The organism is Actinomadura violacea (assembly GCF_017573465.1).
Taxonomy (GTDB): domain Bacteria; phylum Actinomycetota; class Actinomycetes; order Streptosporangiales; family Streptosporangiaceae; genus Spirillospora; species Spirillospora violacea.
The window spans coordinates 135439-150389 of record NZ_JAGEPF010000007.1; the positions used below are offsets into that span (position 1 = coordinate 135439).

The 14951-nt window shown below is 76.4% G+C and carries 5 protein-coding genes; all 5 read left to right on the forward strand.

Annotation, left to right across the window (positions count from 1 at the left end):
• The first annotated feature begins 160 nt into the window (after nt 1-160).
• From sbnA to J4709_RS12140, 5 genes are read left to right on the forward strand one after another with little or no spacing between them, the layout of a single operon-like run.
• Entirely contained in the window at nt 161-1159 is a 999-nt protein-coding gene (gene sbnA / locus J4709_RS12120) for a 2,3-diaminopropionate biosynthesis protein SbnA (RefSeq protein WP_208240253.1), read from the forward strand.
• Nucleotides 1156-1419 carry an MbtH family protein gene (locus J4709_RS12125; RefSeq protein ID WP_208240259.1) on the forward strand — a complete coding sequence of 88 codons (264 nt, stop codon included), beginning with the start codon at nt 1156-1158 and terminating at the stop codon, nt 1417-1419. The genes sbnA and J4709_RS12125 overlap by 4 nt, the downstream gene beginning before the upstream one ends.
• Nucleotides 1416-6422 (forward strand): non-ribosomal peptide synthetase, encoded by a 5007-nt coding sequence (locus J4709_RS12130; protein WP_208240260.1) that lies wholly within the window; start codon nt 1416-1418, stop codon nt 6420-6422. The genes J4709_RS12125 and J4709_RS12130 overlap by 4 nt, the downstream gene beginning before the upstream one ends.
• A complete protein-coding gene (locus tag J4709_RS12135) occupies nt 6419-13723 on the forward strand; it encodes a non-ribosomal peptide synthetase (RefSeq protein WP_208240261.1) in 7305 nt (2434 codons plus the stop codon). Before J4709_RS12130 ends, J4709_RS12135 begins: the two co-directional genes overlap by 4 nt.
• Nucleotides 13723-14949 carry a Zn-dependent hydrolase gene (locus J4709_RS12140; RefSeq protein WP_208240262.1) on the forward strand — a complete coding sequence of 409 codons (1227 nt, stop codon included), beginning with the start codon at nt 13723-13725 and terminating at the stop codon, nt 14947-14949. The genes J4709_RS12135 and J4709_RS12140 overlap by 1 nt, the downstream gene beginning before the upstream one ends.
• Nucleotides 14950-14951 lie beyond the last annotated feature (2 nt).

Consider the following 14951-nt stretch of genomic DNA (forward strand, 5'->3'; position numbering starts at 1 on the left):
CTGATAGCCGGTATGCGCGACGCCGTTAGGGACACCGCGCGGCGGCCCTGACAAGAGCCCGGTATAGGGCCCGTATAAGCACCGACTCGCAGGCTTGGTCCAGCCATTGACGCAGATCTGCTCTCGCCGGCGGATTCTGACACCCGGGGGAAGGTGGAACGTGGACGGCAGTCCGCTGAAAGGGATACTCGACACCGTCGGCAATACGCCGCTGGTGGAGTTGACCGCGCTGAGCGGCGGCGCCGGCTTCCGGCTGTACGCGAAGCTGGAGCGCTTCAATCCAGGGGGGAGCACCAAGGACCGGACGGCGCTGAGCATGGTCCGCGCCAGGGTCGTGAGCGGGGAGCTCGTCCCGGGCCGCTCCACGATCGTGGAGTCCAGCTCCGGGAACCTCGGCGTCGGCCTCGCCCAGATCTGCCGCTACTACGGGCTGCGCTTCGTGTGCGTGGTCGACGCCCGCACGACCGAGCAGAACCTCGCCATCCTGCGCGCCTACGGGGCGGAGGTGGAGCGGGTGTGCGACCCCGACCCGAGCACCGGCGAGTACCTGCCGGTGCGGCTGCGCCGGACCCGGGAGCTGGTGGCCTCGATCCCGGACGCGTACTGGCCCAACCAGTACGCCAACCCGCTCAACCCCCGCGCGCACCGGACGACCATGGCCGAGATCGCCGAGTCGCTCGACGGCCGGGTGGACTACCTGTTCGCCGCCGCCAGCACCTTCGGCACCCTGCGCGGCTGCGCCGAGTACGTGCAGGCCAACGGGCTCGCGACGACCGTCGTCGGGGTGGACGCGGTCGGCAGCGTGATCTTCGGCCCCGAGCACGCGACCGGGACGCACCGGCTGCTCCCCGGGCACGGCGCGTCGGTCCCGCCCCCGCTGGCCGCCATGGACCTGGTGGACCGCGCCGTCCACGTGACCGACCTGGAGTGCGTGGTGCAGTGCCGGCGCCTGGTCGCGCGCGAGGCGATCCTCGCGGGCGGCTCGTCCGGCGCGGTCGTCGCGGCGGTGGAGCGGCTGCGCGGCGAGCTGCCGGCGGGCGCCAACGCCGTGGCGATCTTCCCGGACGGCGGCGACCGCTACCTCGACACCATCTACTCCGACGCCTGGGTGCGGCGGCACTTCGGCGAAGTCTCCCATCTATGGAAAGAGCGAACATGACAGAGAACGAGCGCTTCCTGGTGGTGCGGAACGACGAGGAGCAGTACTCCCTCTGGTGGTCCGGACGCGACCTGCCCGCCGGCTGGCACGCCGCCGGCGTCGAGGGCACCCGCGAGGAGTGCCTGGCGCATATCGGCGAGGTCTGGACGGACATGCGCCCGCTCAGCCTCCGCCGCCGGATGGCCGCGGCCGCGTCCGGTGCCGCGGACGGTGCCGCGTCCGGGGCGCCCGCCGAGGCCGGGTCCGGGAGCCCTGCGTGATCTCGCTGGCCCGGCTCTTCGTCCGGCAGGCCACGCGCACCCCGCGCGCCACGGCCCTGGTCGGCGGCGAGGAGAGCGTCACCTACGCCGAGCTCGACCGGCGGTCGGCCGCGCTGGCCGCGCACCTGCGGGCGCACGGCGTGCGGGCCGAGGCACGCGTCGCGGTCCACCTGCCCCGCGGCGTGGACCTGGTGGTGGCGCTGCTGGCGGTGTGGCGCGCGGGCGGCGCCTACGTGCCGCTCGATCCCGCCCACCCCGACCGGCGCAAGGCGGACACGCTCCGCGACACAGCGCCCGTCGCGGTCGTCACCTCGCGGGACCCCCGCCACCGCCTCGCCGCCTCGCTCGCGGCCGGCGCGGCGATCGTGCACCCCGGCGACGCGCCGGACGGGCCGCCCGCGCGACGCCCGGACACCGGCCCGGACCTCGACCCGGACTCGGCGGCCTACGTCCTGCACACCTCCGGGTCGACGGGCCGCCCCAAGGGGGTCGAGATCACCCACGGCGGGATCGCGAACCGCGTCATGTGGACGGTCGGGCGGCACCGGCTCGGCCCGGCGGACCGGGTGCTGCACAAGACCGCCGTCACCTTCGACGCCGCCGGATGGGAGATGTTCGCGCCGCTGGTGAGCGGCGGCGCCGTCGTGCTCGCGCCGCCGGGCGCCGAACGCGACCCCGCGCGGCTGCTGCGCGTCGTGGCCGCGCACCAGGTCACCGTGCTCCAGGTCGTGCCGTCACTGCTCCGGCTGCTGGTGCGCGAGGACTGGAGCGGCTGCGGCTCGCTGCGGCTGCTGTTCAGCGCGGGGGAGCCGCTCGACGCCGAGACATGCCGCCGCCTCCTCGAACGGCACCGGTGCGAGATCTGGAACACCTACGGCCCGACCGAATGCTCCATCGACGTCACCGCGCACCCGGTCGGCGCGGACGTGCCGAGCGGGCCGGTGCCGATCGGCCGCCCGATCGACCGGACGTGGCTGCGCGTCCTCGACGAGGCGGGCGAGCCGGTCCCCGTGGGGGTGCCGGGGGAGCTGTACGCCGGCGGCGCGGGGCTCGCCCGCGGCTACGCCGGGCGGCCCGACCTCACCGCCGACCGGTTCGTGCCCGACCCGTACGGCCCGCCGGGCGCGCGCCTCTACCGCACCGGCGACCTGGTGATGTGGCGGCCCGACGGCGACCTGCGCTACCTCGGGCGCGTGGACCGGCAGCTGAAGGTCAACGGCGTCCGGATCGAACCCGCCGAGGTGGAGACCGCGCTGACCGCGCACCCCGACGTGGCGTGCGCCGCGGTCGACGTCCGGGGCGGGCGGCTGGTCGGCTACGTCGTCCCGGCCGCGCACGACGCGTCCGGCCGGGCGACGGCCGCCGCCGAACTGCGCGCCCATCTGGCGGACCTGCTGCCGTCCCCGATGGTCCCGTCCGCCTTCGTGACGCTGCCGGGGCTCCCGCTGACCACCAGCGGGAAACTCGACCGCGAGGCGCTGCCCGACCCGAGCCGCGAGCCCGGGCGCGCCGGGCCGCCCGGCGACGCGGCGCCGTCCCCGGCCGAACGCGTCGTCGCGGAGGTGTGGGCCGGCCTGCTCGACACCGGCATGCCGGGACGCCACGACGACTTCTTCCAGCTCGGCGGCCACTCGCTGCTGCTGGCGCGGCTGGCGGCCGACCTGCGCGAACGCAGCGGGGCACCGGTGGACGTGGCCGCCCTGTACGGCGCCGCCACCGTCGGGCAGCAGGCCCTGCTCCTCGACCCCGCCGGAACCGGACGCCTGGGACCGCCCGCCGCCGACCAGGCCGTGCGGCCCGTCCCGCGCGGCGGGCCGCTGCCCGCGTCCCACGGGCAGCGGCGCATGTGGTTCCTCGACCGAATGAACCCCGGCGGGGCCGAGTACGTGGTGCCGCTGGCGCTGCGAATCGACGCGCCCCCCGCCGAGCTGGACCGCGCGCTGACCGTGCTCGCCGCCCGGCACGAGGCGCTGCGCACGCGGCTGCGGCTCGACGGGACGGAGGTCGTCCAGGTGATCGACGAGCCGGGTCCCGTCCGGGCGCGGATCGTCGACACCGTCCCGGGGGACCTGTCCGATCAGGTCACGGCAGAGGTCGGCAGGGGATTCGACCTGGAGAACGGGCCGGTCTGGCGCGCCATGCACCTGCGCACGGCCGAGGATCCGCCGCTGCTCCTGCTCACCTTCCACCACGCCGCCTGCGACGGGGCGTCGCTGCTGGTCATCGAACGGGAGCTGCGGGCGCTGTGCTCCGCGAACCACGGCGCACGAGACCTTCCCGACGAGGCAGGCCGCCTCGACCAGGCGGACTACGCCGCCTGGCAGCGCCGCAGGGCGGAACTTCGCGCGCCGGGCGACCTGCCGTACTGGCGGGCCGAACTCGCGGACGACGACCCGTTCGAGCTGCCCGCCGACCGGCCCAGGCCGCCGCGGCGCGACACGGCCGGCGCGGTCGTCCGCTGGACGCTGCCCGCCCGCCGCGCCGAAGCCTTCGCGGAGGTCGGCCGCGCGCACGGCGCGACGCCCTACGTCGCGCTGCTCGCCGCCTTCGGCTGCCTGCTCGCCCGGTACGGCACCACCCGCCATGTGACGGTGGGCTCGCCCGTCTCCGACCGCGACCGGCCGGAGTTCCGGGACGTGGTCGGGTTCCTCTCCGAGACGCTGGTGCACCGGCTCGACCTGTCCGGCGACCCGAGCTTCCGGGAGGTCCTGGAGCGGGTCGGCGCGAGCGTCCGCGCCGACTTCGCGCACCGGCACGTCCCGTTCGAGCGCCTGGTCGAGGAACTGCGCCCCGACCCCGATCCGAGTAGGACGCCCCTCTTCCAGATCATGTTCGACCTCCAGGAGGACGGTGTCAGCGGGCCCGCCGAGGACCCGGCGTTCGCCGGCCTGCTGGACCGGGCCTGGCGGGTCGCGCGCTCCGACCTCGGCCTCACCGTGCGGCGCGCCGCCGACGGCACCCTGACCGGGCGCTTCGAGTACGCGACCGCGCTGTTCGACGCGGCGACCGTCCGGCGGCTGGCCGACCGGTTCGTCCGGCTGCTCGGCGACCTGGCCGCGCAGCCCGACGCCTCAGCCGCCGACCTCGCGGCCCCCGCCGCGGACGAGCGCCGCGCGCTGCTCGCCCGCGCCGCCGGCCCCCGCGCCCCGGGCCTTCGCCCCGGCCGGCCGCCGCAGCGGGTGTGGGAACTGGTCGAGGAGCGCGCCCGCCGCGCCCCGGAGGCGGTCGCCCTGGTCCAGGGCGACCGGCAGGTCACCTACGCCGAGCTCGACGCCCGCGCCGACGCCGTCGCCCGGAGGCTGCGGCTCGCCGGGGTCGGCGCCGACACCGTCGTGGGACTGCCCGCCCGGCGGGGCCCGGAGTTCGTGGCCCGCGTCCTCGGCGTGTGGAAGGCGGGCGGCGGCTACCTGCCGCTCAACACCGCCGAGGCACCGGACCGGGCCCGGCGGATGGTCCGCGATTCGGGCGCGTCGCTGATCCTCGCCGACGCCGGCCAGGACCTCGGCGATGCCGTGCCCGCCGGAGTCCCGGTGCTGCGCGACGACCCCGCCGCGGACGAGGAGGCGCAGGCCGCAGGCGAGGACGTGCGCACCGAAGGCACGGGCGAGGAGCTCGCCTACGTCATCTTCACCTCGGGATCCACCGGGCCGCCGAAGGGCGTGCAGGTCGAGCAGCGTTCGCTGGCCAACCTCGTGCTCGCCACCCGCGACGACTTCGCCCGCGGCGAGCAGGACGTGTGGCTCGCCCCCGCCGCGCCGTCCTTCGACATCTCCCTCGTCGAGCTGTGGGTGCCGCTGGTGTCCGGCGCGCGGGTCGTGCTGCCCTTCGACGGCGAGGCCGCCGACCCGGCGGCGCAGCTCCGGCTGATCGCGGAGCACGGCGTCACCCACCTCCAGCTCACACCGGCGGGCTGGCGGATGCTGCTCGCCGCCGGGCTCGGGCGCGTCCCCATGGTGGCCCAGGTCGGCGGGGAGAGCTGCGACCCCGCGCTGCTCGCCGAGCTGACCGCCGCCGTGGACCGGCTCCACAACGTGTACGGGCCGACCGAGGGCACCGTCCGGACCACCGGCTGGCCCGTCCCCGCCCGGCCCGGGCGCGTCTCGCTCGGCTCGCCCATGGCCGGGACCACGGTGCACGTGCTGGACGAGCGGCTGCGGCCGGTACCGTTCGGCGCCGTCGGCGAGATCTGCCTCGGGGGAGCGGGCGTCGCCCGCGGCTACGCGGGACGGCCCGCCGCGACCGCCGGGCGGTTCCTGCCCGACCCCTACGCCGCCGAGCCCGGCGCGCGCCTCTACCGGACCGGCGACCTGGCCGTCCGGCACCGGGACGGGACGCTGGAGTTCGCCGGCCGCGCCGACGGCCAGCTCAAGATCCGCGGGCACCGGATCGAGCCCGCCGAGGTCGAGGCCGCGCTGACCGCGGTCCCGGACGTGCGGGACGCGCGGGTCGTCGCGCACGGCGACGGCGACGACCGGCTGCTCGTGGCGTACTGCGCGACCGGCCCCGCCGGGCTGCCCGGGCACGACGCGCTCACCGCCGCCTGCGCCCGCGTGCTGCCGGCCGCGCTGATCCCCGCCGCGTTCGTCGCGCTGGACCGGCTGCCGCTCACCACGCACGGGAAGGTCGACCGGCGGGCGCTGCCCGCGTTCGACCCGCGCGGCGGCGCCGCGGCGGCGCCTTCCCGCCCGCCCGCCGAGGGCGCCGAGCGCCGCATCGCCGGGCTCTGGGCCGGGCTGCTCGGCGCCGAGCCGGGCGCCGACGACGACTTCTTCCGGCTCGGCGGCACCTCGATGCTCGCCGCCCGCGCGGTTGCGGCCGTCGGCCGCGCGTTCGGGCTCGCCCTTCCGCTGAGCGTGCTGTACGAGCGGCCGACCGTCGCCGCCCTCGCCGCCGAGGTCGCGGCCCGGCTGCGCGCGGAGATCGTCGCGCTGCCCGCCGCCGAGGTCGCCGCGCTGGTCGATCCCGCCGCGTCCGCAACCACGATTCAGGAGACCCAGCCATGACCGTCAACGACGTCGAGGCGCTGCGCGAGGAACTGCTCCGCCGCCGCCTCGCCGGGCTGGCCGGCGCGGGGCCGCGGGACGCCGCCGCGCCGGCCGGCATCCCGGCGGCCGACCGCACGGGGCGGCTGCCGCTGTCGGCGCAGCAGCGCCAGCTCTGGTTCCTCAACCGGCTCGACCCCGACAGCACCGAGTACCTGATCCCCATGGTGCTGCGGCTGCGCGGCCCGCTGGACGCCGCCGCGCTCGGCGCGGCGTGGGCGCGGCTGACCGCCCGGCACGAGGTGCTGCGCACCCGGTTCGACCTGGACGGCGCCGAGCCGGTCCAGCTCATCGACCCGCCGGGCCCGGCGCCCGCCGTGGAGGACGTCCCCGGCGGCACGGCCGAGCACCGTGCCGCGCGCGCTCTGGAGATCGCCGCGGCGGAGGCGTCCACGCCGTTCGACCTGGCCGCCGAGCCGCCCGCCCGGCCGCGGCTGCTGCGGATCGCGGACGACGACCACCTGTTCTGCCTGATCGTCCACCACATCGCCTTCGACGGCATGTCGCAGCACGTCCTCGCCCGCGACCTCACCGCGCTGTATCGCGCCGAGACGCTGGGGACGCCGCTCCCGCCGGCGCCACGCGTGCAGTACGCCGACTACGCGGCCTGGCAGCTGTCCCGGCGGGACGACGCCGCCGTCACCAGGGACCTGGCGTACTGGAGGACGGAGCTGGCCGGGCTGGAGCCGCTGGAGCCGCCGGCCGACCACGCCCGGCCGGCCGTCCGCGACTGGCGCGGGGCGGCCGCGCCGGTCCCGTTCACCCCGGAGCTGTCCCGGCGCGTCCGCGAGACGGCGCGGGAACGCGGCACGACGCCGTTCGCCGTGCTGCTCACCGGGTTCCACGCCCTGCTCTCGCGCTACACCGGCCGGACCGACATCGCCGTCGGCACCCCGGTCTCCGGGCGCCGCGAGGAACTCGACGCGCTCATCGGCGACTTCGTCGGCAGCGTCGTGCTGCGCGCGCGGTGGACCGGCGCACCGGGGTTCGGCGACCTGCTGGACGCGGCGCGGCCGCGCGTGGCGGCCGCCCTCGACCACGCCGGGGTCCCGTTCGAGCGGCTCGCCGACGAGCTGGCCCCCGAACGCGACCTCAGCCGGACGCCGCTGTTCCAGGTGGCGTTCGCGCTGCACGACGCCGGCCCCGTCCCGCTGGACCTGCCGGCCGTCCGGGTCGAACCGGTCGAGCTGCCGTGGCGCACCGCGAAGTTCGATCTCACCCTCCAGGTGGAGGCCACCGCCGACGGCTTCCGCGGCCAGCTCGAATACGGCACCGCGCTGTTCGAGGCCGCCACCGTCGAGCGGATGGCGGGCCACTACGTCCGGCTCCTCGGCGCCGCGCTGGAACGGCCGGACATCCCCGTCGCCGACCTGCCGATGCTGCACCCCGGCGAGGTCGCCGAGCTGACCCGCGGGCCCCGCCGCCCGGCCGCGGCGGACGAGGGCGTCGCGCTGCACGAGCGGGTCGCCGCGTGGGCGGACCGCACGCCCGGCGCGGTCGCCGTCGTCGCCGGGGACGAGCGCTGGACGTACGCCCGGCTGGACGCCGAGGCCAACAAGATCGCCAGGATGCTGCGGGCGCGCGGTGTGCGGGCGGGCGAGCCGGTCGGGGTCCGCCTCGGCCGGAGCGCGCGGCTCGCGGGGGCGCTGCTGGGCGTCCTGAAGGCGGGCGCGGCGTACCTGCCGCTCGATCCCGTCCACCCGCCCGAGCGGTCGGCGTTCATGCGCGCCGACGCCGGCGCGCGCCTCGTGCTGACCGAACGGGACCTGGTCGAACCCCTCGACGCGAAGGACGAGGAGGACGGGCTGATCGTTCTCGACGGCTCCGCCGTCCGCGCGGACCTCGCCGCCACCCCGGACACGCCGCCGCCCGGCGTCGCCGTCCATCCGGACGACCCGGCGTACATCATCTACACCTCGGGCTCCACCGGCCTCCCGAAGGGCGTCTGCGTCTCCCACGCCAACGTGTCCCGGCTGTTCGCCACGGCGGACGAGCACTTCGGCTACGGCCCGGACGACGTCTGGACGCTGTTCCACTCCTACGCCTTCGACTTCTCCGTCTGGGAGCTGTGGGGCGCGCTGTGCCACGGCGGCCGCGTCGTCGTGGTGGACGAGGGCACCGCCCGGTCCCCGGAGGACCTGCTCGCGCTGCTGGTCGCCGAGCGGGTCACGATCCTCAACCAGACGCCGTCGGCGTTCCGCGCCCTCACCGCCGTCGCCGACGCGCGGCGGGTCGCCGACCTGTCCCTGCGGGCCGTGGTGTTCGGCGGCGAACGGCTCGACCCGGCGGTCCTGCGCCCGTGGGCCGACCTGGCCGGGCTCGACCGCCCCGAACTCGTCAACATGTACGGGATCACCGAGACCACCGTGCACGTCACCTACCGGAGGCTGGACGAGGCCGACGTGTACGGCGAGGCGCGCAGCCCCATCGGCGTCCCCCTCGGCGACCTGTCGGTGGTCCTGCTGGACGAGCGCGGCAACCCGGTGCCGGAGGGCGCGGCCGGCGAGATCCACGTCGGCGGCGCCGGACCGGCCCTCGGCTACCTCGGCCGGCCCGCGCTGACCGCCGAGCGGTTCGTCCCCGACCCGTACGGCCCGCCGGGAGCGCGCCTGTACCGCAGCGGCGACCTGGCCCGGCGGCTCCCCGGCGGCGCGCTGGAGTTCATCGGCCGCATCGACGCCCAGGTGAAGATCCGCGGCTACCGCATCGAGCCGGAGGAGATCGAGGTCGCGCTCCGCAAGTGCGCGGGGGTGCGGGACGCGCGGGTCGTCGTCCGGGCCGACGGCGGGCACCAGGAGCTGGTCGCCTACGTCGTCCCCGGCGAAGGCGGTGAGGGCGGCGAGCCGTCCCCGGCGCGGCTCGGCGAGGAGCTCGGCCGCACCCTGCCACCGTACATGGTACCCGCCGCCTTCGTGATGCTGGAACGCTTCCCGCTCACCCCGAGCGGCAAGCTCGACCACCGGAGCCTGCCCGCCCCGCACCGCTCCGCCCTGCGCGTCGCCGGCGCCCGCGTCGCGCCGCGCACCGACGGCGAGCGGCGGCTGGCCGGGATCTGGGCGGCGGTGCTCGGGCACGACGAGGTCGGCGTCGACGACGGGTTCTTCGACCTCGGCGGCGACTCCATCCGCGCGGTCGCGCTGGTCGGCGCGCTGCGCGGCGCCGGGTTCGACGTCGCCGTCCGCGACGTGCTGGAGCACCGGACCGTCGCGCGGCTGGCCGAGGCCGCCGCCGCCCGCGCGCCGCTGGCCGGCTCCGCCGGTCCGGTCGCGCCGTTCGCCATGCTCGAACCCGCCGACGCCGCGCGGCTGCGCGGCGCGGACGGCGTCCAGGACGCCTACCCGCTGTCGAAGGTCCAGGCCGGGATGCTCTTCGAGATGCTGTCCGGCGAGGACCGCAACTACCACAACGTCACGACGTTCACCGTCCGCGACGACGCGCCGTTCGACGAGGCGGCGCTGCGCGCCGCAGCCGCGGAGGTCGTCGCCCGCCACGACGTGCTGCGGACCTCCATCGTCCTCGACCGGTACGCCGAGCCGCTCCAGATCGTCCACGACACGGGGGTGATGCGGGTCGGCAGCCGGGACCTGTCCGGCCTCGCCCCGGCGGAGCGGGACGCCTCGATCGCCGCGTTCATGGCCGCCGAGCGCGCCACCCCGTTCGACCTGGACCGGCCGCCGCTGCTGCGGGTGTTCGCGCACGTCTACGAACCCGGCCGGTGGCGCGTCTCGATCACCGAGTGCCACGCCATCCTGGAGGGCTGGAGCTACCACTCGCTGCTGATGGAGCTGCTGACCTGCTACCGGCGGTTCCGCGACGGACGGGAGCCCGAGCCGTACGACCGGCCGGACGTCCGGTACGCCGACTACGTCGCGGCCGAGCGGCGCGCCCTGCAGAGCACCGCCGACCGCGACCACTGGCAGCGGATCGTCGAGGAGCACCCGCGGCTGACCCTGCCCCCGTCCTGGGCGGACGAGGGCCCGCGCACCCGCCACCAGGTCCGCGTCCCCTACGCCGACCTGGAGGACCGGCTGCGCGCGCTCGCGACGGACGCCGGCGTGTCGTTCAAGAGCGTGATGCTCGGAGCGCACCTGAAGGTCATGAGCATGGTCACGCACGAGCGGTCCTTCCACGCCGGGCTCGTGTGCGACACGCGACCGGAGGAGACCGGCGCCGAGCGGGTCTACGGCATGTACCTCAACACGGTGCCGATCCCGTTCGAACGCGGCCACCGCACTTGGCGCGACCTCGTGCGGGGGGTGTTCCAGGCGGAGGTGGACCTGTGGCCGCACCGCCGCTACCCGCTGTCGCAGATCCAGGCCGACGCCGGCGGCGGCGAACGGCTCGTCGACGTCTTCTTCAACTACCTGGACTTCCACGTCGTCGACACCGACCTCGTGGACTACCAGGCCAGCGTGGACGACAGCCCGAACGAGTTCCCGCTCTCGGTCATCACCCAGGCGGGCGCGCTGGTGCTCGTCACCGACACCGGCGTGCTCGGCCGCGACGCGGGCCGCAGGCTGGGCGAGATGTACCGCGCCGTCCTGGAGGCGATGGCGGCCGACGCGGACGGCGACGCCCGCCGCACCTTCCTGCCGGAGACGGAGCGCGACCTGCTGCTGCGCCGGTGGAACGACACGGCCTCGCCCCGCGACCCCGACCCGGTCCACCGGGTGTTCGAGCGCCTGGCCGCGCGGACCCCGTCCGCCACCGCCGTCGTGCACGGTGAGGGCGGCACGACGTACGCCGAGCTGGACGCCGCCGCCAACCGCGCCGCCCACCACCTGCGCGCGCTCGGCGTCGGCCCGGAGACCGTCGTCGGGGTGATGCTCGGCCGGGGACCGCTCCTGCTGCCGTGGCTGCTCGGCGTGTGGAAGGCCGGCGGCGCCTACGTCCCGCTCGACGCCGCCTACCCGCCCGAACGGCTCGGCTTCATGCTCGCCGACTCCGGCGCGTCCGTCCTGGTCACCGAGTCCGGGTACCGGGAGCTGCTGGCGGGCGCGTTCGACGGCCCGACCGTCTACGCCGACCTGGACGCGCCCGCCGTCGGAGCGCGCCCGGCCGATCCGCCCGACGACCCCGCCGACCCCGACGGGCTCGCCTACGTCATCTACACCTCGGGCTCGACCGGCCGTCCGAAGGGCGTCCTCGTCCCGCACCGCGGCCTGGCCAACTACCTGTGGTGGACGGTCGAGGGGTACACCGGCAACGGGAGCGGGGGCGCGCCGCTGTTCTCCTCCATCGCCTTCGACATGGTGGTGCCGAACCTGTACGCGCCGCTGATGACCGGCCAGCCCGTCCACATGATCGACCAGGACGTCCCGGCGATCGAGCTGGGCAGGGCGCTCGCCGACGCGGGGCCGTTCGACTTCATCAAGCTCACCCCCGGCCACCTGGAGCTGCTCACCCACCAGCTCGGTGCGGACGAGGCCGGGCGGCTCGCCGCGCTGCTGGCCGTCGGCGCCGACGCCTTCCCCGGCCGGACGCTCAACCGCTGGCTGGAGCTCGCGCCCGGGCCGATCGTCCTGAACGAATACGGCCCGACCGAGATCTCCGTCGCCAACAGCACCCACGCCGTCACCGGGCCCGAGGACCGGGAGCTGGTCCCGATCGGCAGGCCGATCCCGAACAGCACCATGTACGTGCTGGACGAGACGATGATGCCGGTGCCCGTCGGGGTCCCCGGCGAGCTGTACATCGGCGGCGTCGGCCTGGCCCGCGGGTACGCGGGGCGGGCCGCCCTGTCCGCCGAGCGCTTCGTGCCCGACCCGTTCGGCGGCCAGCCCGGTGCGCGCCTCTACCGGACCGGTGACCTGGCCCGCGTGCTGCCCGGCGGCGACGTGGACTTCCTCGGCCGGCTCGACGAGCAGATCAAGATCCGGGGCTACCGGATCGAGCCCGGCGAGGTGCAGGCGGTGCTCACCGGCCACCCCGGCGTCGCGGAGGCCCTGGTCCTGGCGCACGGCCGCGCCGAGCGCAAGCGCCTGGTGGCCTACTGCGTTCCCGCCGGAGGCGGGCTGCCCGACCAGGAGACGCTGCGCGACTACTGCCGCGACAGGCTGCCCGAGCACATGGTGCCCGGGGTGTTCGTGGCGCTCGACGAGTTCCCGCTGAACCGCAACGGCAAGCTCGACCGGAAGGCGCTGCCCGTCCCGGCCGTGTCCGGGCCCGGCGCGGACGGGACCGGCGGCGTGGCCCGCCGAGCGCCCCGGACCGAGGCGGAACGCGCGCTCGCCGACCTGTGGGCCGAACTGCTGGACGTGCCCGAGGTCGCCGCGACCGACGACTTCTTCGCGCTCGGCGGGCACTCGCTGCTCATGCTGCGGGTGGTGGCGCGCGCCCGCGCCGCCGGGATGCCGCTCGGCACGCGCGACGTGCTCGAATGCCGCACGGTCGAGGCCCTCGCCCGGCGCTCCGAGGCCGCCGCGGCCCAGGCGCAGACCCCGGCGCAGGCCGGGGCGCGGGACCGGGAGCGCCTGGTGTGGTTGCGCCGCGACGGCGCCGGACGCCCGCTCTTCTGCGTGCACCCGGCGGGCGGCAGCGCCCACTGGTACCTGCCGCTCGCCGATCCGGCCTTCTCGTCCGGGCCGGTCGCCGCGTTCGAGGCGGAGGACATGCCGGGCCGGGAGGCGAGCCCCGCGCTGGTGGAGGAGCTCGCCGCGGTCTACGCCGCCGAGCTGCCGGCGGCGGACGCCGGTCTTCCGCCGACGCTGCTGGCGTGGTCGTCCGCGTCCACCATCGCCTGGTCGATGGCACGGCGGATGGCCGAACAGGGCACGGCGCCGAGGCTCGTGCTCGTCGACCCGCAGACCGACCTTCCATGGGACGGGCCCGGTGTCGACGACCCGCTCGTCGACCGGCTCGCGGAACTGTTCGCGGCCCGCGCCGACCTCACCGAACTGGCCGGTCGGCGCACCGGCCTGGACGCGGAACTCGTCGGACTGCTCGCCCTGGCGAACATCGAGGCCACGCCCGCCACCCTGGACGCGGTCGCGCCGCGCGTCGCCACCTGGCGGCTGCTCACCCGCTCCATGCAGCACTACGCGTACGCCCCGATGCGAGGCCGGATCACGCTGGTCCTCACCGACGAGTGCGCGTCCGGACGGCACTCGGTCAGCCGCGACCGCGGCTTCGACGCCTACCTGGCCCGCTGGCGCGAGCTGGCACCGGACGGCCTGGACGTCGTCCACGTCCCGGGCGAGCACGACGCCGCCCTCACCCGCGCGGAGGAACTCCGGCCCCTGCTCTACCCGGAGGAGGACTGATGGACATCGACACGGACACCGCCATTAACCTCGACACCGCCGTCGACATCGACGCCGGGCGGCTCCTGCGCGACCTGGACGAGCTGGCCCGCTTCGGCGGGCGCCCGGACGGCGGCGTCGACCGGGTCGCCGGATCGCCGGCCGACCTGGCCTCCCGCGCCTGGCTCGCGGACCGCCTCGCCGAGGCGGGCCTGGCCGCCCGCACCGACGCCGCCGGCAACGTGTTCGGCCAGGTCCCCGGCGCGCGCCCGTGGCTGCTCGCCGGCTCGCACACCGACACCGTCCCCGCCGGCGGGCGGCTCGACGGCGCGTACGGCGTGATCGCGGCGCTGGAGGTGCTGCGCACCCTGCACGAGCACGGCCATCCGGCGGCCGGCGCGCTGGAGGTGGTGAGCTTCTGGGACGAGGAGGGCGCCGGTCCGGCGTCGGCGGGCGGCCTTGCCGGCTCGACCGCCATGTGCGCCGGCGACCACGTCCGCGACCTGCGCGCCTACCTGGAACTGCACATCGAGCAGGGGCCGCGGATGGAGCGCGACGGCCTGGAGCTGGCGGTGGTCGAGGGGATCGTCGGCATCGAGCGCCACCAGGTGGTGATGCGCGGCGCCGCCAACCACGCCGGGACGACCCCGATGGACGAGCGCGCCGACGCGGGCCGCGCGGCCGCGGTCGTGGCGGCCGCCGTCCCGGACCGCGTCCTCGGCGTCGACCCCGCGATGGTCGTCAACGTCGGCCACATCGAGTTCCTCCCGGGTGCGCCGAACGTCGTCCCGGGGGAGGCCCGCCTGGTGGTGGAGTGGCGGGGCGCCCGCGACGACTCGCTGCTGCGCGCGGAGAAGGAGCTGTCCGCCCTCGCCCACGACACGGCCGAGGCGCTCGGCTGCCAGGGCGAGATCCGTGCGGTGTCGCGCAAGCCGCCCGCGGTGTTCGACCCCGGCCTCTGCGACCTCGTCGCGCGGGCGTGCCGCGCCGCGGGCGGCCCGGCCGGCCGGATGCACAGCTTCGCCGGGCACGACGCGGGCGTGCTCAGCGCGCACGTCCCCACGGCGATGATCTTCGTTCCGAGCGCGGGCGGCGTCAGCCACTCGCCGCTGGAGCACACCCCGGAACCGATGCTGGCGCGCGGCTGCCGGGCGCTCCTGGCCGCCGTCGCCGAGGCCGCCGGACGCGGTCCCGCCGGCACTGGCGGCACTGGCGGCACCGCCCGCCCGCCCAGAGGTGAGGAGTAATG

Excerpts from the sequence above, each read along its gene's own strand:
- J4709_RS12125 (WP_208240259.1), top strand. The coding sequence starts at position 1,156 with ATGACAGAGAACGAGCGCTTCCTGGTGGTGCGGAACGACGAGGAGCAG.
- J4709_RS12135 (WP_208240261.1), top strand. The coding sequence starts at position 6,419 with ATGACCGTCAACGACGTCGAGGCGCTGCGCGAGGAACTGCTCCGCCGC.
- J4709_RS12140 (WP_208240262.1), top strand. The coding sequence starts at position 13,723 with ATGGACATCGACACGGACACCGCCATTAACCTCGACACCGCCGTCGAC.